Raw genomic sequence first — 18,215 nt, forward strand, 5'->3', positions numbered from 1 at the left:
GCGACCAGGTAGTCGTGTCGACAAAGGGCGGCAACCACCGCTTTCGAGGGACTGTCCGCGACCACCGTGACCGCCGCAGCCGACGAGTCGCTGCGTCGACTGGGCACCGACTACATCGACCTGTACTTCGCGCACTACCAGGACGACCGGACGCCGATCGAGGAGAGTGCGGCAGCGTTCGACGCCTTGGTCCGCGCCGGCAAGATCCGGGCCATCGGACTGTCGAACTTCACCGCCGATGCGGTCCTCGAGTGGATCGACACGGCTAGCCGCAACGGCCTCGCCGCACCAGTGGCGCTCCAACCGCACTACAGCCTGGTCCATCGGCAACCGTTCGAGACGGAGTTCGCGCCGCTTGCGAGCGAGGCCGGTCTCGCGGTGCTTCCCTACCGTGCACTCGGCGGCGGATTCCTGTCGGGCAAGTACCGCACCGAGGCCGATACCGAGGACCGAGCCAGGGGAGCCGGGGTCCGACCTCTGCTCACCCCCGAGGGACTCCGCCTGCTCGACACCATCGACGCGATCGCTCACGAGCATCACGTCCAGGCCGCCACCATCGCCCTGGCGTGGCTGATGCACCAACCGACCGTCACGGCACCGTTGACCTCTGCCACCTCCGGCGCGCAGCTCCACGACCTCCTGGCAGCGCCGGCCATCACACTGGACGACTCACAGATCACCCGCCTCGACACCGCAGCCGATGAGCTCGCATAGACGGCGGCGTCCTGGCCAGCTCGCTGCAAGGCTGGGAGGCGGATCACCGGTGCAAACGCACGAAAGTGCCGCGTCGGCCCGCATCTGCCGGGTCTGACCGCGGACCGGGCGCATCAGGGTTGGTCGGCTTCGACCCAGGTTCAGATCAGGGGCTGCAGATCGATCACGACCGGACATCCGTGGCCGGGGAACCGCACGACGAAGTCGACGCAGTCGGCGACGTCTTCGGGCTGGAGGAGCTCTTCGGGCCGTTCCTGCCCTTCCCGGGAGGCCAGGCCGCCTCCGGCGGCGACCAGACCGGGTGACACCAGGCTCACCCGCACTCCGTGTCGCTTGACGTCCAGGAATGTCGCCGCGGCCAGGGCGGCCAACCCGTGCTTGCTTGCCACGTATGCCGCGTTGTTCGGGAAGACTCGGTGCGCCGCTCCCGAGCCGACGTAGACCAACGTGCTCGGGGTGGACCGGCGCAGGCGCGTGAGGACGCGAGGAGTGAGCCGCGCGGCAGCAGTCAGGTTGGTGTCGATGAGGTCGCCCCACGTTTCCGGGTCAGCCTCGTCGGCGGGCGCCCAGTCGAAGAGACCCACGGCGTAGACAACGACCCGCAATGGTCCGACGGATGTTTCGTCGAGCGGCTGCAGGGCCCTGACGACGGCAGCGTCGTCACGCACGTCAACGACGTCTGTGCTGACACGGTGCGCATTCCGCCCAGCCAAGCCGGCCAGTCGGGTCCGAGATCTTCCCCAGCCGGTGACGAAGTAGCCGTTGTCGACCAGTCTGCGCGAGATCGCCGCGCCGATCTCGCTGGTGGCTCCGACGACCAGTGCGTGCCCTGATGTCATGGAGCGAGTCTTGCGTACAGGGGCACAAACCGGACGGACGCACATCCGGGGTCGAGGGCGCCCCCATGCCGCGAAGGGCTCGGTCCCGAATCCGACACCGCCCCCTCGACGTCGGCGGTCACTTCTTGCGGATGCTGGCACGCGTCGCCGGAATCGTCTGCCGAACCCGATCACCACTCGGAACGCGCGGGGCTTCAGCTGTGGCCGTACCGGGGACGCGGACGTCCAGACCATGCCGCTCGCGGGACGAACGTCCGACCATGCCCCGATGTGCACGTCACGCGGTTCGTCTCGCTCGAGCGTCTCCGCTACTGACCCTGCGTTCCTGCTTGCAGTGGGCGGCCAAAGGCGCGTCGGACCTGGATGAAGGGTCCGCTATCGCCGGGCGAGTGACCATGGCCGGTGTTGCCGTCGCTACGAGCTCGCGCCTCCCGGGCGCGCCGCTCGTCGAGGTCAGAGGCGCGTCCAGGGTGGCGTTGGCGCCGGTCGTAGGCCATCGCCAGGGCCAATCCCACCGTGCCGCCAAGCTGTCGACACTGCGGCTATGAAGCAGGGCTCCCCCCAGCCCGTCCTCCGCTCCCGAACATGGCGAGCCCGTTGTTCGGCGCAGTGGCGCGGGACGTCACTTCAGCTCCTGTCCTCGGTACGCCACTCCGACCACTGCTGGGCACCGCCAAGGACGTTCACCGGACCTGCCGCCGAGCGTTCGTGCCGATGTCCCGCGGCCGCGCGACAGGCTGGCGCAGCGAGTGAGGGCGTTCCGCCCCTCGCGCACGCTCAGCGCCGGTCACACGTGAAGGGCCACCCTCCCGGTCCCGGTCATGCAACGATCGGGTTGCGACTCGAAGGTCGGACGTGGTCCGGCACGACGGACGCTGAAAGCAAGCAGTGGAGGCGTCATGGTGGAACCGGTCGGTTCGTTCGAGGGGATGGACGGCGCGAGCTTGGTAGCGGTTCTGGACAGCCTCCCCGAGCTGGTCGCGTTCTGGGATCGCGACGAACGGTGCCTCTTCGCGAACGCGGCTGCTGCGGCGGCGCTCGGGCGTTCGGCCGAGGGGCTGCGGGGAGTTCCGCTCGTGGACGTTCTCGGGACCCATACCGCGAGGCTCGTGCGCTCCCGGTTCTTGAACGCCCTGGAGGGCGTCGGCTCTGAGCGGGAACGGGCGATGTTTGACGGCGAGGGTGCGCTGCGGCACTACCGCACCATCTGCGTCCCGGTCCGCGTCGACGCGGGGGTCATCGGCGTCGCGGTCGTGCTGGTCGACATCACCGAGGAGCTGAACGCGCAAGCGGAGGTCGCCCGCGACAGCCTGCGTGCCGCCCGGCTCACCGAGCGGCACCGGCTCATGGTGGCCGCCGGCAGCGAAGTGATGTGCCGGCTCCGCCGGGCCTTGGACCAGCTGCAGGCGCCGAGCCCTGGTGACGATCCGGAAGCCCACCTCCACCGGCTGGCTGAGGAGCTGCGCAGCTGCACCCGCCGGCTCCGCGAGGGCACCCGGGCGCCGCCCCCGGCCTCGGAGGACGGCATGGCCTCGACCACGGTGTCGACCACGGTGTCGACCACGGCGCCGAGCACGGTCTCGACCTCTCCCTTGTCCGTCGACCGGCAAGACTCGGACGGGCGGCTGTTGTCCGCCTCGTCCGCGCAGGCGTACCCCCGTCCGGGGGCGGGTGACCGGGCAGCGGGTCTCGAGGCCGAGGTCTTCGCGCTGCTGGACCAGCTGCCGGTCGTCGTCACGGTATGGGACCGGACACGATCGCTTCGCTACGCCAACCGGGCCGCGAAGGCGGTCCTGGCCAAGTGGGGCATCACGAGAGCGACAGGCCGGCGCCTGGAGCAGATCGTCAGCGAGGACTTCCTCCTGGTGCACGAGGCGTACGCCGCGGGCGTCCTGCGCGGCAGGACCCAGTCGTTCCACCGGTGTCAGAAGAGCCCGGACGGGCAGGAGCACCACTTCCAGGTTCGCTACGTGCCACGAATCGACGACGGCGAGGTGATCGGCGCCTTCGCGTACGCCTGCGACATCACCGACGCCATGAAGGCCGGCGAGGAGCTCATCGCGGCCCGGTCGGCATACGCAGCCCTGCAGGAGCGGCAGGCCATCGAGGACCGCCTTCACGCGTCCGTCCTCCAGGAGCTCTTTGCGGCAGCGATGCTTCTGGACGCCGCTGCGCGCTCCGGGGACGACCTGCAGGCTCGCGTCGAGGAGTCCAAGAGGTACCTGCAGACGGCTCTGGACGGGTTGAGTCAGCTCTCCTAGCGTCGCACGCGCCACGAGCGTCGGGACGGTGTGGCCCGGCGCGACGCAACTGCGGGCACAGCATGTCCCGCCTGAGACTTCTGTCAGCCCCTCGTCGGCCCGAAGCGCTGGCCCCAAACGTCCGGACGTGCCGCGTTGCGCGATCAGGTCGATTCTCGAGCCGATTGCATGATCTCGTCGCAGGCAGTGATCAAGCGTTCTCGCAGCACCTGACCGCGTCGGGCGAAGGCGCGCTGCTCGGCGGCATACTGCGCCTTCCCTTCGGGCGTCTCGATCCGCACCGGTTCGTAGCCGAGCTCGCGCAGGTCGTAGGGCGCGGCTCGCATGTCGAGGGACCGGATGTCGCGGGCCAGCTCGAAGCAGTCCATGACGAGCTCGCTCGGAACCACCGGCACGAGCTTGTGCGCCCACTTGTAGAGGTCCATCCCGGCGTGCAGGCAGCCAGGCTGCTCGAGGTCCGGCTGGCTCTCGCGCGTCGGCCTCAGCGCGTTGCGAGGCGCCGCGTCCGGCGTGAAGAACCGGAAGGCGTCGAAGTGCGAGCACGCCACCTGGTGGCTCTCGACCACCGCGTCGGTGCCCGAGGCGCCGAGCCGTAGCGGCCAGCCGGAGTGCCGCACGTCCGAGGCATCGAGCCGGTAGACCATCGCCCACTCGTGCAGGCCGAAGCAGCCGAAGCGCGCCGGCCGCCCGGCCGTGCGCACCAGCAGCTCGCGGACGAACCGGAGCGTGTCGCCGCGCGCGGACAGGAACGCGTCCACGTCGACGAAGACCCGGCCGCCGGCGACCGCGTAGAACCGCCAGCCGGAGTGCGGCGCCGTGTCAGCGCCGCTCAGCGCCGTCCCGGCCCCCGGGTGCCAGCGACGCAGCTGCGCCGGCTTGAAGGAGTAGTAGGTGAAGAGGAAGTCCTCCACCGGCTGCTTGCGATGGTCACGTCGTCGGGCCAGATGGGCGGCAGTCGCGGAGTCGACCCGCGCCTCGTGCGTCGCCGTCCGCTCCCGCCACTCGGCCTCACCCATCACGTGCACCCGACGAGGGTAGGCGAGGAGCGCAGCCGTCCCGCAATCTTCCGCTGGCGCGAACGCCGCCGCCGCCAACGCCGCCGCCGCCAACGCCGCCGCCGCCAACGCCGCCAACGCCGCCGCGAACGCCGCCACGAGCGCCGCCACCACGAACGCCGGCCCGCGAGACGACCACGGCGGGGCCGCACGGCATACGCTCGGTCCCGTGCTCCCCGCCGAGTGGTACCTCAGCGCCCACGAGAGGGGCAACCCGTCGACGCGGCTCGACCGCCGTCACGCCGACGGGCGGGCCTGGACCGAGGGCAACCTCGTCACGCCGCTGATCCACGGCAAGGCCTACTTCTCCGCCCTGGCCGAACGCGTCCCGCAGATGGGCCGAGGCGACCTGCTGCTCTTCGTCGACTGGCGCGGTGACCCCGACGAGCGGTTGACCGGCGAGCCCGGCAGCGAGGTCGCCTCGCTCTTCGCCGAGGCCGCCCGTCGAGGCGTCGACGTCCGTGGCCTGGTCTGGCGCTCGCACTGGGACAAGCTCGCCTTCTCCGCCGACGAGAACCGGCACCTCGGCGAGGACATCAACGCCGCCGGCGGCGAGTGCGTCCTCGACATGCGGGTGCGCCTCGGCGGCTCGCACCACCAGAAGTTCGTCGTGCTGCGCCACCCCGGCCGGCCCGAGCGCGACATCGCCTTCCTCGGCGGGATCGACCTGTGCCACAGCCGCCGTGACGACTCGACCCACGCCGGGGACCCGCAGCCACAGAGCATGGCCAAGGTCTACGGTCCCCGGCCGCCCTGGCACGACGTCCAGCTCGCGCTGACCGGGCCCGTGGTGGGCGATGTCGAGACAGTCTTCCGGGAGCGGTGGGACGACCCCCAGGCCCTGAGCCGGTCACCGATCCGCCGCACTCTCGACAAGGTGCGGGGCGACCGCCCGCCCCGTCGCCCGCTGCCCCCGCAGCAGCCGGATCCGGCGCCGACCGGCCCGCACCCGGTCCAGCTGCTCCGCACCTACGGCCACCGCCTCGGCGGCTACCCGTTCGCACCCCGGGGCGAGCGGAGCGTCGCGCGCGCCTACGCCAAGGCCTTCGCCAACGCCCGGCACCTGATCTACCTGGAGGACCAGTACCTCTGGTCCTCCGAGGTGACGGCACTGATCCTCGCGGCCCTCCGCCGCGCGCCGGACCTGCGCTTCGTCGCCGTCCTGCCGCACCAGCCCGACCAGGACGGCACCCTCAGCCACGCCCCGAACCTCGTGAGCCGGGCCAGGCTGCTCGAGCGGCTGCACGCCGCGGCGCCGGGCCGTGTCGCGGCCTACGGCATCGAGAACGCCGACGGCACACCGGTCTACGTCCACGCCAAGGTCTGCGTCGTCGACGACCAGTGGGTGACCGTGGGCTCGGACAACTTCAACCGGCGGTCGTGGACCCACGACTCGGAGCTGTCGGCCGCCGTCGCCCACCCGGCCTTCGCGCGGGACCTGCGCCAGGAGCTCGCGCGGGAGCACCTCGGCACCGACACGGATCTCGCGCTCGAGGACCACTTCGACGCGTATGCCGCGGGCGCCGAGGCCCTGGCCCGCTGGCACCGCGCCCCGGCCGGTTCACCTCGGCCCGCGGGTCGGCTGCGCCCCGTCGACCGGCCCGAGCAGAGCCGGCTCACCCGGCTGTGGGCGGACCCGCTCTACCGTTTCGTCTACGACCCCGACGGGCGTCCGCTGGACCTGCGCCTGCGCCGGACCTTCTGACCCTGCAGCAGGCCTCCGTCGTAGGGTGGGGCGCGTGCGCATCGCGAGGTACACGACCGGGGACGACCAGGCATACGGCATCGTCCAGGGCGACCCCGGCAGCGAGGTCATCACGCCGCTCGCCGGAGACCCCCTCTACGTCGGGCTCCAGCCCAGCGGGCAGCCGCCCGTCATGCTCGAGGACGTGCGCCTGCTGGCGCCGGTCATCCCGCGCTCGAAGATCGTGGCGATCGGCAAGAACTACGCCGACCACGCCAAGGAGATGGGCGGTGAGGCGCCGGCCGAGCCGATGATGTTCTTCAAGCCCAACACCTCCGTCGTCGGCCCGTTCGACCCGGTGGTGCTGCCCGCGGGGAGCAGCGAGGTCTCCTACGAGGGCGAGCTGGCGGTCGTCATCAAGACCATCACCAAGGGCGTCAAGGCCGAGAACGCCGCCGAGTGCATCTACGGCTACACGATCGCCAACGACGTCACGGCGCGCGACTGGCAGCGCAGCGACGGCCAGTGGGCCCGGGCCAAGGGCTTCGACACTAGCTGCCCGCTGGGCCCCTGGGTCGAGACCGAGCTCGACCCGGCAGACCTCGCGATCGTCACGACGCTCGACGGCGAGGTCAAGCAGGACGGCACGACCGCCGACATGGTCCACGGCATCTCCGCGATCATCGAGTACGCGTCGGCGGCCTTCACGCTCCTGCCCGGCGACGTCATCCTCACCGGCACACCCGCGGGCGTCGGCCTCGTGGAGGCGGGGCAGCAGGTCACCGTCGACATCTCCGGCATCGGCTCGCTCACCAACACCTTCGTCCGCCGCTGAGCCCGGCCGCCGCTAGGGTCGAGTCATGAGCAACGACGACACGAACACCGCCGCCGAAGCCCCTGACACGACGCAGGAGACGGGCTACGTCGGTCGCCACGCGCGGCCCGGCGCGCCCGACCAGGGCCCCGACGAGGACACCTCCTACGACGCCAAGCACGACGACATCGAGGGCCCTCCCGGCTCAGTGCAGCGCTGACCCTCGGCGCGCCCCGCCTGCCGACGACGTCGCCCCGCCACGCGGCCGGGCGGCGTCGTCGCGTCCCGGCCGCCGCGGAGCGCCCACGAAGGCGCCCACTAGGCTGGGGCGCACCATGAGCGACAACAGCACCAGCACCGGTATGCCGTCTTCCCCCGCGAGCTCCGCATCACCCGACACGCTCGACCCGACACAGGTCGAGGTCCGCACCGGGGTGAGCACCGAGCACGAGCGGCGCGTCTCCACCTCCGACGGCTCCGGCCCCGTGCGCACCCGCGTGGCCCCGTCGCCGACGGGCGACCCGCACGTGGGCACGGCCTACATGTCGCTCTTCAACCTCGCCTTCACCCGCCAGCAGGGTGGCCAGTTCGTCCTGCGCGTCGAGGACACCGACCGGGTGCGCTTCCGCGAGGACTCCGAGGCGCAGCTCTACGACACCCTCGCGTGGCTCGGCCTGCATTGGGACGAGGGCCCGGACATCGGCGGCCCCTTCGCCCCCTACCGCCAGTCCGAGCGGCTCGACACCTACCGCCCGTACGTCGAGCAGCTCATCGAGGCCGGCCACGCGTACTACTGCTGGTGCTCGCGAGAGCGCCTCGACCACATGCGCGAGGTGCAGCAGAAGACGAAGCAGCCGACCGGCTACGACCGCCTCTGCGTCGGCAAGACGCGCGAGGAGCGGGCTGCGCTGCCCGGCTTCACCGAGACGCCCGTGGTGCGGATGCTCATCCCCGACGACGTGCCGCTCGTCTTCGACGACGTCATCCGCGGCAAGATCTCGGCCCCGCGCCCCGACGACCAGGTGATCCTCAAGGCCGACGGCTTCCCGACCTACCACCTGGCCGTCGTCGTCGACGACCACCTCATGGGCATCACCCACGTCGTGCGCGGCGAGGAGTGGATCAGCTCCACACCGAAGCACGTCCTGCTCTACCGCTGGCTCGGCCTCGAGCCGCCGAAGTTCGCGCACATGCCGCTGCTGCGCAACACCGACAAGTCCAAGATCTCCAAGCGCAAGAACCCGGCTGCCCGCCTCACCTGGTTCCGCGAGCAGGGCTACCTGCCCGAGGCGCTCGTGAACTTCCTTGCGCTGCTTGCCTACCCGCCGCAGCAGGACGCCGAGGGAGCCGACGTGGAGGTCTTCACCTTCGAGGACTTCAGCCGGACGTTCGACTGGGCCAAGGTCAACCCGATCGGCCCGATCTTCGACCTGAAGAAGCTCGACTGGCTCAACGGCGTCTACATCCGCTCGCTCGAGCCCGGCGAGTTCGCCGCCCGCCTGCTGCCCTACCTCGTCGCCGAGGGCGTCCTCGGCGAGACGCAGTCCCTCGGGGAGCTGGCCCGGCTCAAGGCCATCGCCGAGCTCATCCAGACCCGGATCGCGCTGCTCACCGAGGCGCCGGCCCTCGTGCGGCCCTTCTTCGTCGCCGACGACGAGCTCGTCATCGACGACGACGCCCGGGCCCAGCTCAAGGACGACGCCCCGGCGGTGCTCGACGCCGCCCTGAAGGTGCTCGGCGACATCGACGACCAGGGGACCGGCCTGCTCGGCAGCGGCGGCGACTGGAACGCCGCCCGCATCGAGGAGTCACTGCGCTTCGCGATCGTCGAGGGGCTCGGGATCAAGCCGCGCTTCGCCTTCGGTCCGCTGCGCACGGCGGTGTCGGGCGCTCGCATCTCCCCGCCGCTCTTCGAGTCGATGGAGATCCTGGGCAAGACCTCCACGCTCGCCCGCCTGCGCTCGCTGCGCGACTCGCTCTGAGGACGCCTGCGTGGAGGGCGCTCTCTGGCCACTGCACGGCATACGGCTGCGCACGGTCGACCTCGACCTCCGCGTGATGACCGAGGGGGACCTCTCGACGCTCCTGACGCTGCTGCCCGACGACCTGCAGATGAACCCGCACGCCACGAGGTATGCCGGCCTGGACGACCGCGCCAACCGGCGCGCCGTCCTGGCGCAGGGCTACTGGCGCGCCCTCGGCATGTGGTCGCCGGACGACTGGGCCCTGCCGTTCGTCGTCAGGACGGCCGCACCGGAAGGCGGGGACGACTCCGGCGCTTCGCCGAGCCGACTCGGCTCGCCGGGGACGGTCCTCGGCGTCCAGTGGCTCGAGGGTCCCGACTGGCGCGCCGACCGGACCGTCGACTCGTCGTCCTGGCTCGTGCCCGGTGCGCGCGGACGGGGCCTGGGCACGCAGATGCGCGCGGCGGTGCTGGCCCTCGCCTTCGGCCCGCTCGGCGCCGAGGCGGCCATCAGCTCGGCAGTCGTCGACAACGGCGCCTCCCTCGGGGTGTCGCGCGCCCTGGGCTACCGCGACACCCACCGCTCCGTCCTCGAGCACTCGGGGGAGACGCTGCAGCACGTCCGCCTGGAGCGGGCGGCGTGGGACGCCTCCGGCCGGGCGCAGGGGATCGCGGTCGAAGGCGTGGGGCCCGCGTTGCCCTACTTCGGCCTCGAGGCGCACGAGGCGGGGGAGTGAGCCTCGTGTCCCTGGAGCGCGTGTTCGCGGGCGCCCGCGCGCTGCTCCTCGACGTCGACGACACCATCGTGGACACCCGGGGTGCCATGGTGGCAGCCGGCGCCCGGGCGGCCGCGGCCCTGTGGCCCGACCGGCCGGGGGAGCACCACGCCATGGCGCAGCGCTACTACGACGACCCGCAACGCTGGTTCCCCCGCTACGCCTCGGGCGAGGTCCCGTTCGAGCGGATGCGTGCCGGCCGCCTCGAGGAGGTGGCCACGGCGTTCGGGCTCGGCCTCCCCGCCGAGGGCCATGTGGCCTTCGAGGAGGCGTACGCGCCCGCCTGCCGCAGCTGCTGTCCGCGGCAGCGCGGGAGGAGCTCCCCGTCGGCCTGCTCACCAACTCCGCGCACGCGCCGACCATGGTCAAGCTCGAGGCGCTCGGTCTCGTCGACCGCTTCGACGTCGTCGTGACGACCGACACCCTCGGCTTCGGCAAGCCCGACCCGCGCGTCTACCTCGAGGCCTGCCGGCTGCTCGGGGGCGAGCCGCACGCCGTGGTCTGCATCGGCGACAGCCTCGCGTGGGACGTCCTCGGCGCCGAGGCAGCCGGGCTGCGGGCCGTGTGGCTCGACCGAGGAGGTCGCGGGGCGACCGAGGAGGTGGCGTCCGTGCGCGACCTCCACGAGGTGACCGCGGCACTCGATGGCCGATTTGGGTCACCGCCCAGTCACCGGTAGTATTCCCATTCGGTTCACCCCGTAGGGGCCGCAAGGCGCCGCTCGGAGTGAAACCCCTTGGGGTATGGTGTAATTGGCAACACTACGGTTTCTGGTTCCGTCATTCTAGGTTCGAGTCCTGGTACCCCAGCTCTGGTCCACGGCAACGTGGTCCGATTCGGAGAAATCCCGCCTTCACGGTAAGGTTTCTTCTCGTGCCGAGTCCGCTCGGTACCGCTCACGGCCCCGTTGTGTAGCGGCCTAGCACGCCGCCCTCTCAAGGCGGTAGCGCGGGTTCGAATCCCGTCGGGGCTACGTGATGCTCGCAGGAGCAGACGAAGGCCCCGGTCCCTCACGGACCGGGGTCTTCGTGCATCTCGGGGTCGGGCACACCGGCGGCGACCTATCCTGACGGTCATCAGGGGTCACTGACCGAGGAGCCGTCGGCATGACCGCACCGGGCGCCGCCGCCGCTGTCACCGCCAGCCGACGCCACGTGTCCTGGCACGTCGGTCTCGGGGCTCCGCACCGCGTCCTCGACACGACGTTCTCCGGCGTCGGCCTGACGATGGCGGCCTGGTTCTTCGCGCTGTCGCTGCTGCCGTCGCTGCTGCCCCGGGCTCCTCTCGTCCAAGGCATCGTCTCCGGGGTCACCGTGATGATCGGCTACGGCCTCGGCGCCGCCGCCCAGGCCATCTGGCGCTACCTCGGCATCCCCTCCGTCCCCGGGCGCGCCCACCGCATCCTCGTCGCGATCTTCGTCGGGCTGGGCCTGTGGGCCGCCGTCTTCACCGGGTGGCGACAGGTCGGCTGGCAGAACGAGATCCGCACCCTCTACGGCATGGAGCCCGCGTCACCGAGCGTCTGGCCGGTCATCATCGCGGTGACGGCGGCGCTGGCGGTCCTCATCCTCGTCGTGGCCCGTGGTCTCCGGCTGCTCTTCGACACGGTCTTCCGGTGGCTCGGGCGGCTGCTTCCCCGGCGCATCGCCGTCGTCGTCGGCCTCGCGCTGCTCCTGACGCTGCTGTGGTCCCTGCTGACGGGCGTGCTCGTCAACGGCTTCTTCACGGTGGCCAACAACATCTTCGCACCGCGCGACAGCGTGGTCGCGGCCGACATGCACCGACCCGTCGCGGCGGAGCGGTCCGGCTCCCCTCAGTCGCTCTCCCCCTGGGGGCTGCTCGGCCGGCAGGGACGCTACTTCGTCGGGGGTGGGCCGTCGGTGGCCGAGCTCGACGCCGTCAACGGGGGCGGGGCCAAGGAACCCATCCGGGTCTATGCGGGCCTGAAGTCCGCCGACACCGTGCAGGGCCGCGCCGACCTCGTGCTCGAGGAGCTCAAGCGCACCGGGGCCTTCCAGCGCAAGGTCCTCGTCGTCGCCACGACGACGGGCACCGGCTTCCTCGACCAGAACGGCACCGACCCCCTCGAGTTCCTCTGGAACGGCGACACCGCCATCGCGGGCGTGCAGTACTCCTACCTCCCCTCGTGGATCTCGCTGCTCGCCGACCAGGACGCCGTGCGCGAGACCTCGCGCGTCGTCTTCGACACCGTGCACCAGTACTGGTCCACGCTCCCGGCGGCGAGCCGGCCCCGGCTCTACCTCTACGGCCTGTCCTTGGGGTCCTTGGGCGTCGAGAGCATCCTCAGCTCGGTGAACGTCATCAACGAGCCGATCGACGGGGCCCTGATGGTGGGGCCGCCGTTCGTCAACGAGCTGCACTCCCGGATCACGGCGCAGCGCGAACCGGGCAGTCCGGCATACCTGCCGATCTACGAGGAGGGGCGCACGGTGCGCTTCACCGCCGAGGAGAACGGGCTCTACCGCGGCGCGGCGCCCTGGGGCCCGACCCGCCTCGTCTACCTCCAGCACGCCAGCGACCCCATCGTCTTCTTCTCGCCCACCCTCGCCTTCACCTCCCCGGAGTGGCTCGCCAACGGGGAGCGGGGGCCCGACGTGTCGCCGCGGATGGGCTGGTTCCCGCTCGTGACCATGTGGCAGGTCCTCCTCGACCTGCCCGGCGCCGGCAGCATCCCGTGGGGATACGGGCACCTCTACACCGTCAGCGCCAACCTCGAGTCGTGGGTGGGCGTCACGAACCCGCCCGGGTGGACGGCGGCCAGGACGGCGCACCTGGCGACCGTGCTCGAGAAGCGGCCCTACCGGGACGACTGAGCGGCATCCCGACGGGTGCGCAGGCCGGCCCGGGCCACGTCGCGCAACGACGCGTCGGGAAGGTAGGCGGACGTCAGGGCCAGGCCGATGCGCGGCAGGGCCGCCTCGTCCGTGAAGACGAGGTAGACCGGCTCGTGGCGGGGACGGAACTTCTGCTTGAAGATCTCGAGCGAGCGGAAGCCGTACAGGGGCTCCATCGCCTGCCCGAGCTGGTCCAGCAGGCGCTCGAGGGTGGCGCCCTCCGCGGTCGAGTCGCCCGCGTGCGCGAGCGGGGCGCCGGAGAGGGAGGCCAGCGACGCGCCCTGGTCGCGGAACGACAGGCAGGCGCTCGCAATGAGGAACTCGGTCACCGGGCGGAACCCGTCGGGAAGCCGGCGCATCAGGTCGAGCGTCCACCCCCGGACCTCGCCGCCGGGGGAGTGGACCGGGAGCCAGGACGTGACCCCGTGGACCTTCCCGGCCTCGTCGACGGCGAGCCCGACCACCGTCTCGGGGTCGAGCGCCTCGTCGACGCCACCGAGGGTGAAGCCCATCTCCGGCAGCCCCTTGTCGGACACCCACAGCTCGGACAGGGCCCGCACCTGGGAGACGAGGTGCCTCGGCATCTGTGCGAGACGACCCTCGCGGTACGTGACGCCCTCCTTGGCCGCCCGGTTGAGGGCGGTGCGCACGCTCTGCCACGACTTGCCCTTGAAGTCGAGCTGCGCCAGGTCGATCACCGCCTCCTGGGCCACGAGAAGCGCCCGCCGGTGGTGCCGGGTGCCCCAGTCGGCGACCTCCTGCGTCACGGAGAAGAAGCAGACCTGCAGCCCGCGTGCGTCCTGCTCGTCGGCGAAGGCCTGCAGCACCGCCGCACGAGCGGTCGCGTCGGCCCCCACGGGGTCGCCCAGGGCGATGGCCGCCCCGCGGTGAACCTGGTAGGCGACGTAGCCGAGCGGCTCACTGCCTGGCCCCCGGTGGATGAACCAGCGGTTGCCGGGCCACGTGCCCATCCACGACATGGTGGTGCCGCCGTGCGTCTCGAGCAGGGTCACGGCGGTGTCCCGGTCCGAGTCGGTCGCGTGGGCGCGGGCCTGCGCCCGCGACCCCGCCCGGAACGCGGACCGGCCGACCACCAGCACCGACAGCTGCAGCAGCCACAGGAGCAGGTCCACGGCGAGCTGCGGCACGGACGAGACCACCTGGCCGTCGGCGCCCAGCTCGTCGGGCGCCAGGAGCTGCAGGGTGAGCAGCACGGCGGCGGAGGCGACCGCCGCCACCGACAGCGCGACGGCGATGCCCCAGGTCCGGTGCGAGCCCTTGCTGAGGCCCCACGCCAGGGCCAACGAGATCGCCGCGCCGACGAGCACGCCGAACGCGTCGGCGTCCCTGGTGGTGGCCCCGAGGGGGCCGTCGGAGGGCGTGACGTAGAGCAGCACCCGGACCGCGGCGAGCACCACGAAGAGCGTCGAGGCGACGATGCGCCACTCGTGTCGGGTGAAGGTCGGCAGGGCGGGACGGGGCCGGCGCCCCACGAGCAGAGGCCCGATCACGAGGCCGGTCACGACGGCGAAGAGGTGCTCGAGGTCCCAGAGGAGCCCGACGTAGAGCAGGGCCAGAACGGCGTAGAGCACCAGGACCAGGCGCAGACGCCCACGCCACGGCGGTCGGAGCGTCGCGGTGGCCGCGGCGCAGGCGCACAGCGCGCCGGCGCTGAACCCGACGTCGAGCACGGCTGCGGTGCGGCCGGCCCAGTCCCACGAGGTGCTGGTGAGGCCGAGCAGCACCAGCGCCGCGGCCAGCACACCGACGAGGTGGCCGCCCACGGACGCCACGGCGACCCGCCCGGTGCCGAGGCGCAGCTCCGACCAGCCGATGAGGAGCAACGCGCCGCCGGCCACGGGGACGTACTGGGCGGGGACCAGCGCGAAGAAGGCACCGGTGAACAAGGTCCACCAGCGGCCCTCCTGCAGCGCCGGCAGGCCGTAGGCCACGCTGTCGAGCAGCTCACGGTCGCGCAGCGGGGACCAGAGCGACTGCGTGGCGGCACCGACGACGACCATGGCCCCGACCACGGCCAGCGTGAACGGGATGCGTCCGAGCAGGCGGCCCGCCCGGGCCAGCGGCGGTGGCAGCACCGCGCCCGGGCCCGGAGGAACGCGCACCGACGTCGACATGCGCCCGCCCCTACCTCTCGGTGGACCCCTGCCTCCTCTGGAGGGATGCTAACGGGCGCCGGCGCGTCCCGTCCGGAGGTCAGCCCAGCTCGCGCAGCCCCGGTAGCACGTCGGCCGAGAACTGGTCGAGGAACCGCGCCTGGTCGTGGCCCGGCGCGTGGAACACCACGTGGTCGAAACCCCAGTCGACGTACTGGCGCACCGCGTCCACGGCCTCGGCCGGGTCGCTCGTGACGATCCAGCGCTTGGCGATCTCCTCGTCGGACAGCTCGTCGGCGAGGCGCTCCATCTCGACCGGGTCGTCGACTCCGTGCTTCTGCTCCGCCGTGAGGGACAGGGGAGCCCAGAACCGCACGTTGTGCAGCGCCTGCTCCGGGTCACGGTCGTAGGAGAGCTTGATCTCGACCATCCGGTCGATGTCGTCGCGGGGGCGGCCGGACTTCTCGAGCCCCTCGTCGACCGCCGGGAGCAGCTTGTCCTCGTAGAGCTCCCGGCCCTTCCCCGAGGTGCAGATGAACCCGTCACCCGACCTGCCGGCATACCGCGCCACGAGCGGGCCACCCGCAGCGACGTAGACGGGGATGGGCTGGTCGGGGCGGTCGTAGACGGTCGCGGCGTGGGTGCGGTAGTAGTCACCCTCGAAGTCGACCCGCTCCTCGGTCCACAGCCTGCGCATCAGCGTCACCGCCTCGCGCAGCCGCGCGAACCGCTCCTTGAACTCGGGCCACGGCGACCCCGCGGCACCGACGGCGACCTCGTTGAGCGCCTCGCCCGTGCCGATGCCGAGGACGATGCGTCCGGGGTTGAGGGCCCCGAGGGTGCCGAAGGCCTGCGCCACGACCGCGGGGTTGTAGCGGAAGGTCGGCGTCATGACCGACGTGCCGAGCTGGATGCGCTCGGTGCGCTCGCCGACCGCGGCAAGCCAGCTCATCGCGAACGGGGCGTGCCCCTGCTGGTGGCGCCACGGCTGGAAGTGGTCGGAGATGAAGGCGGAGTCGAGCCCGACCTCCTCGGCCTGTGCGGCATACGTGACGAGGTCGCGCGGACCGAACTGCTCTGCGGACGCCTTCCAACCAACCTTGAGCACACCGACTCCTTCGGGCCGTGGGGAGTGAACCCCGCCAGCCTACGTCCGGGCGCCGGGAGCCCGATCAGCCGTGCGTCGGCCGAGCGTCAGCGGTGCGTCACCAGTGGACGACCACCTTGTCGCCGATCCGCACCTCGTCGTAGAGCCGGACCAGCAGCGACTTGTCGCGCACGTTGATGCAGCCGTGGGACGCGCCGGCGTAGCCGAGGCGGGCGAAGTTCGACGAGTAGTGCACCGCCTGGCCGCCGGAGAAGAACATGGAGTACGGCATGGGCGTGTGGTAGAGGTTCGAGATGACGTCGACCTGCTTCTTGTAGACCGGGAAGACCCCCTCACGCGTGGGCAGCTCGTCGCTGCCGAAGCGCACGTCGAAGCCGTACTGCGGCACCCCGTCGACCACCCAGGTGAGCATCCGGGTCGTCTTGCTGACGCACATCACCCGCCCGGTGAGACACCGCGGGTCGACGTCCCAGGCGGCGTTCTGCGGCTTGGCCTCCACCGGCTTCGGCTTGACGTTGGCCAGCTCGTCGGCGGTGGGCAGGTGCGTCATCGAGACGAGCCGGTCCCAGGTGACCTCGTCGAGGGTGCCGGTGGCCTCGAAGCCGCGCTTGGCCTGGAAGCCCCGGACCGCTGTGGTCGTCGGCGAGCGGTAGCGGTCGTCGACATCACCGGAGAACCAGCCGATCTGGCGCAGCCGCGCCTGCAGGGCACGCACTCGGGGGCCGGTGTCGCCGGCCCGCAGGAGGACGACCGGCGCGGGCTTCGGGGGCGTCGCCGTGGCCGTGGCCGTGGGCGCTGCGGATGACGTATGCGTGGTGCTGGGAGGGGCGGTCGGGCTCGCCTCGGGCGTCGTGTCGGTCGCAGGCGTGGTCGCGGGGTCCGTGGCAGTCGAGGTCGCGCTCGGGCTGGCGCTCGAGGCGCTGGGCGTCGCGCCCACCCGGGTCGCCGCTGCTCCCAGGCCCTGGTCGGGGCCGCAGGCCGTGGTCGTGGCCACGAGGGCGACCGAGGTGGTGAGGAGGGTCCCGAGGAGCAGCGCGCGGCGCCGTCCCCCTGCCGTCCGGAGCGGTGAGGTGGCTGCCTGCATCGTGACCCCTTGTCTGAGACGAGACGTGCCGTGCGTCGGTGCACTGCACAGAGGGTGACGCGGCGAGGGCCCCGGTGGTTGTCAGAGCGAGCCAGGACCGGCCGATCGTGACCGATCCGTTGTGCTTCGCCCGTCTGACACCACCTCCCGACGCCGTTGTCGGAAGGCGGCGGACCAGGGGAGAGGGGTCAGGCGTTCTGCTGCTGCTGTTGCTGCTGCTGCATCGCGTGGTGCCGGCGGAGCACCTCGGTGAGCTTGTTGGCGCCGGCGACGACCGTCGCCGCGTGCAGGCGGCCCGGCTGGCGCGAGAGGCGCTCGATGGGTCCGGAGATGGACACGGCGGCGACGACGCGACCGGACGGTCCGCGTACGGGGGCCGACACCGAGGCGACGCCGGGCTCGCGCTCGGCCACGCTCTGGGCCCAGCCGCGACGGCGGACGCCCGACAGGGCCGTGGCGGTGAAGGCCGCACCCTGCAGCCCGCGGTGGAGGCGGTCGGGCTCCTCCCAGGCGAGCAGGACCTGGGCCGCCGATCCGGCGAGCATCGAGAGGGTGGCGCCGACCGGGATCGAGTCGCGAAGGCCGACGGGCCGCTCGGCGGCCGCGACGCAGATGCGCTGGTCGCCCTGGCGGCGGAAGAGCTGCGCGCTCTCGTTGGTGTGGTCGCGCAGGGCTCCGAGCACGGGACCGGCTGCCGCGAGCAGTCGGTCCTCGCCCGCAGCCGATGCGAGCTCACCGAGGCGCGGACCCAGCACGAAGCGTCCCTGCATGTCGCGGGAGACGAGGCGGTGGTGCTCGAGAGCCACCGCCAGGCGGTGGGCCGTCGGACGCGCGAGGCCGGTCGCCCCAACGAGCTGCGCGAGGGTGGCCGGACCGGCCTCGAGGGCGCCGAGCACCGTGGCGGCCTTGTCGAGAACCCCGACCCCAGAAGAGTTGTCCATGCACTGA

Annotated in this window: 16 protein-coding genes and 2 tRNA genes; 12 read left to right on the plus strand and 6 right to left on the minus strand. The window is 71.9% G+C overall.

Annotation, left to right across the window (positions count from 1 at the left end; all coding sequences use genetic code 11):
• Positions 1-66: 66 nt before the first annotated feature.
• Positions 67-714: an aldo/keto reductase gene (locus ABD241_RS02920; protein WP_486388855.1), complete on the plus strand. Its 648-nt coding sequence runs from the start codon at positions 67-69 to the stop codon at positions 712-714.
• A gap of 140 nt (positions 715-854) precedes the next feature.
• Here the strand turns inward: ABD241_RS02920 and ABD241_RS02925 are convergent, their stop codons facing one another.
• Positions 855-1,553, minus strand: a complete 699-nt coding sequence (locus ABD241_RS02925; protein WP_344058262.1) for an SDR family oxidoreductase — start codon at positions 1,551-1,553, stop codon at positions 855-857.
• Positions 1,554-2,482: 929 nt separating this feature from the next.
• Between ABD241_RS02925 and ABD241_RS02930 the strand changes: the two genes are divergently transcribed.
• Positions 2,483-3,814, plus strand: a complete 1,332-nt coding sequence (locus tag ABD241_RS02930; RefSeq protein ID WP_344059498.1) for a PAS domain-containing protein — start codon at positions 2,483-2,485, stop codon at positions 3,812-3,814.
• A 143-nt stretch (positions 3,815-3,957) separates the two neighbouring features.
• Here the strand turns inward: ABD241_RS02930 and ABD241_RS02935 are convergent, their stop codons facing one another.
• Positions 3,958-4,830: a 3-methyladenine DNA glycosylase gene (locus ABD241_RS02935; protein ID WP_344059500.1), complete on the minus strand. Its 873-nt coding sequence runs from the start codon at positions 4,828-4,830 to the stop codon at positions 3,958-3,960.
• A 208-nt stretch (positions 4,831-5,038) separates the two neighbouring features.
• On the opposite strand from ABD241_RS02935, the gene ABD241_RS02940 reads away from it, so the two are divergent.
• From ABD241_RS02940 to ABD241_RS02985, 10 genes are all read left to right on the plus strand, one after another.
• On the plus strand, positions 5,039-6,574 hold the full coding sequence (locus ABD241_RS02940; protein WP_344058264.1) for a phospholipase D family protein: 1,536 nt from the start codon (positions 5,039-5,041) through the stop codon (positions 6,572-6,574).
• Between the two features lie 34 nt (positions 6,575-6,608).
• Entirely contained in the window at positions 6,609-7,388 is a 780-nt protein-coding gene (locus tag ABD241_RS02945; protein ID WP_344058266.1) for a fumarylacetoacetate hydrolase family protein, read from the plus strand.
• A gap of 25 nt (positions 7,389-7,413) precedes the next feature.
• Positions 7,414-7,587: a hypothetical protein gene (locus tag ABD241_RS02950; RefSeq protein ID WP_344058268.1), complete on the plus strand. Its 174-nt coding sequence runs from the start codon at positions 7,414-7,416 to the stop codon at positions 7,585-7,587.
• 322 nt (positions 7,588-7,909) lie between these two features.
• Complete coding sequence (gene gltX / locus ABD241_RS02955; protein ID WP_425580701.1) at positions 7,910-9,349, plus strand: glutamate--tRNA ligase; 1,440 nt, start codon at positions 7,910-7,912, stop codon at positions 9,347-9,349.
• Between the two features lie 10 nt (positions 9,350-9,359).
• Positions 9,360-10,067, plus strand: a complete 708-nt coding sequence (locus ABD241_RS02960) for a GNAT family N-acetyltransferase (protein WP_344058272.1) — start codon at positions 9,360-9,362, stop codon at positions 10,065-10,067.
• Positions 10,068-10,072: 5 nt separating this feature from the next.
• Positions 10,073-10,519, plus strand: a complete 447-nt coding sequence (locus tag ABD241_RS02965) for an HAD family hydrolase (RefSeq protein WP_344059546.1) — start codon at positions 10,073-10,075, stop codon at positions 10,517-10,519.
• Positions 10,438-10,785, plus strand: a complete 348-nt coding sequence (locus ABD241_RS02970; RefSeq protein WP_344059502.1) for an HAD family hydrolase — start codon at positions 10,438-10,440, stop codon at positions 10,783-10,785. The genes ABD241_RS02965 and ABD241_RS02970 overlap by 82 nt, the downstream gene beginning before the upstream one ends.
• A 58-nt stretch (positions 10,786-10,843) precedes the next feature.
• Positions 10,844-10,915, plus strand: a tRNA-Gln gene (locus ABD241_RS02975).
• A 91-nt stretch (positions 10,916-11,006) separates the two neighbouring features.
• Positions 11,007-11,079 (plus strand) — tRNA-Glu (locus tag ABD241_RS02980).
• 133 nt (positions 11,080-11,212) lie between these two features.
• Positions 11,213-12,940: an alpha/beta hydrolase gene (locus tag ABD241_RS02985; protein ID WP_344058274.1), complete on the plus strand. Its 1,728-nt coding sequence runs from the start codon at positions 11,213-11,215 to the stop codon at positions 12,938-12,940.
• Here ABD241_RS02985 and ABD241_RS02990 read toward each other — a convergent pair.
• The 4 genes from ABD241_RS02990 to ABD241_RS03005 form a co-directional block, all read right to left on the minus strand.
• On the minus strand, positions 12,925-15,096 hold the full coding sequence (locus ABD241_RS02990; protein WP_344058276.1) for a bifunctional lysylphosphatidylglycerol flippase/synthetase MprF: 2,172 nt from the start codon (positions 15,094-15,096) through the stop codon (positions 12,925-12,927). The two genes, ABD241_RS02985 and ABD241_RS02990, sit on opposite strands and share 16 nt — an antisense overlap.
• A gap of 79 nt (positions 15,097-15,175) precedes the next feature.
• Entirely contained in the window at positions 15,176-16,183 is a 1,008-nt protein-coding gene (gene fgd / locus ABD241_RS02995) for a glucose-6-phosphate dehydrogenase (coenzyme-F420) (RefSeq protein WP_344058278.1), read from the minus strand.
• A 97-nt stretch (positions 16,184-16,280) separates the two neighbouring features.
• Positions 16,281-17,267 carry a L,D-transpeptidase family protein gene (locus tag ABD241_RS03000; RefSeq protein ID WP_344058280.1) on the minus strand — a complete coding sequence of 329 codons (987 nt, stop codon included), beginning with the start codon at positions 17,265-17,267 and terminating at the stop codon, positions 16,281-16,283.
• 188 nt (positions 17,268-17,455) lie between these two features.
• Complete coding sequence (locus ABD241_RS03005) at positions 17,456-18,208, minus strand: IclR family transcriptional regulator domain-containing protein (RefSeq protein WP_142184312.1); 753 nt, start codon at positions 18,206-18,208, stop codon at positions 17,456-17,458.
• Positions 18,209-18,215 lie beyond the last annotated feature (7 nt).

Source organism: Terrabacter lapilli (assembly GCF_039531305.1).
GTDB lineage: Bacteria > Actinomycetota > Actinomycetes > Actinomycetales > Dermatophilaceae > Terrabacter > Terrabacter lapilli.

Excerpts from the sequence above, each read along its gene's own strand:
- ABD241_RS02925 (WP_344058262.1), bottom strand. The coding sequence starts at position 1,553 with ATGACATCAGGGCACGCACTGGTCGTCGGAGCCACCAGCGAGATCGGC.
- ABD241_RS02985 (WP_344058274.1), top strand. The coding sequence starts at position 11,213 with ATGACCGCACCGGGCGCCGCCGCCGCTGTCACCGCCAGCCGACGCCAC.
- ABD241_RS03005 (WP_142184312.1), bottom strand. The coding sequence starts at position 18,208 with ATGGACAACTCTTCTGGGGTCGGGGTTCTCGACAAGGCCGCCACGGTG.
- ABD241_RS02990 (WP_344058276.1), bottom strand. The coding sequence starts at position 15,096 with ATGTCGACGTCGGTGCGCGTTCCTCCGGGCCCGGGCGCGGTGCTGCCA.
- gltX (WP_425580701.1), top strand. The coding sequence starts at position 7,910 with ATGTCGCTCTTCAACCTCGCCTTCACCCGCCAGCAGGGTGGCCAGTTC.
- ABD241_RS02930 (WP_344059498.1), top strand. The coding sequence starts at position 2,483 with ATGGACGGCGCGAGCTTGGTAGCGGTTCTGGACAGCCTCCCCGAGCTG.
- ABD241_RS02950 (WP_344058268.1), top strand. The coding sequence starts at position 7,414 with ATGAGCAACGACGACACGAACACCGCCGCCGAAGCCCCTGACACGACG.
- ABD241_RS03000 (WP_344058280.1), bottom strand. The coding sequence starts at position 17,267 with ATGCAGGCAGCCACCTCACCGCTCCGGACGGCAGGGGGACGGCGCCGC.
- ABD241_RS02935 (WP_344059500.1), bottom strand. The coding sequence starts at position 4,830 with ATGGGTGAGGCCGAGTGGCGGGAGCGGACGGCGACGCACGAGGCGCGG.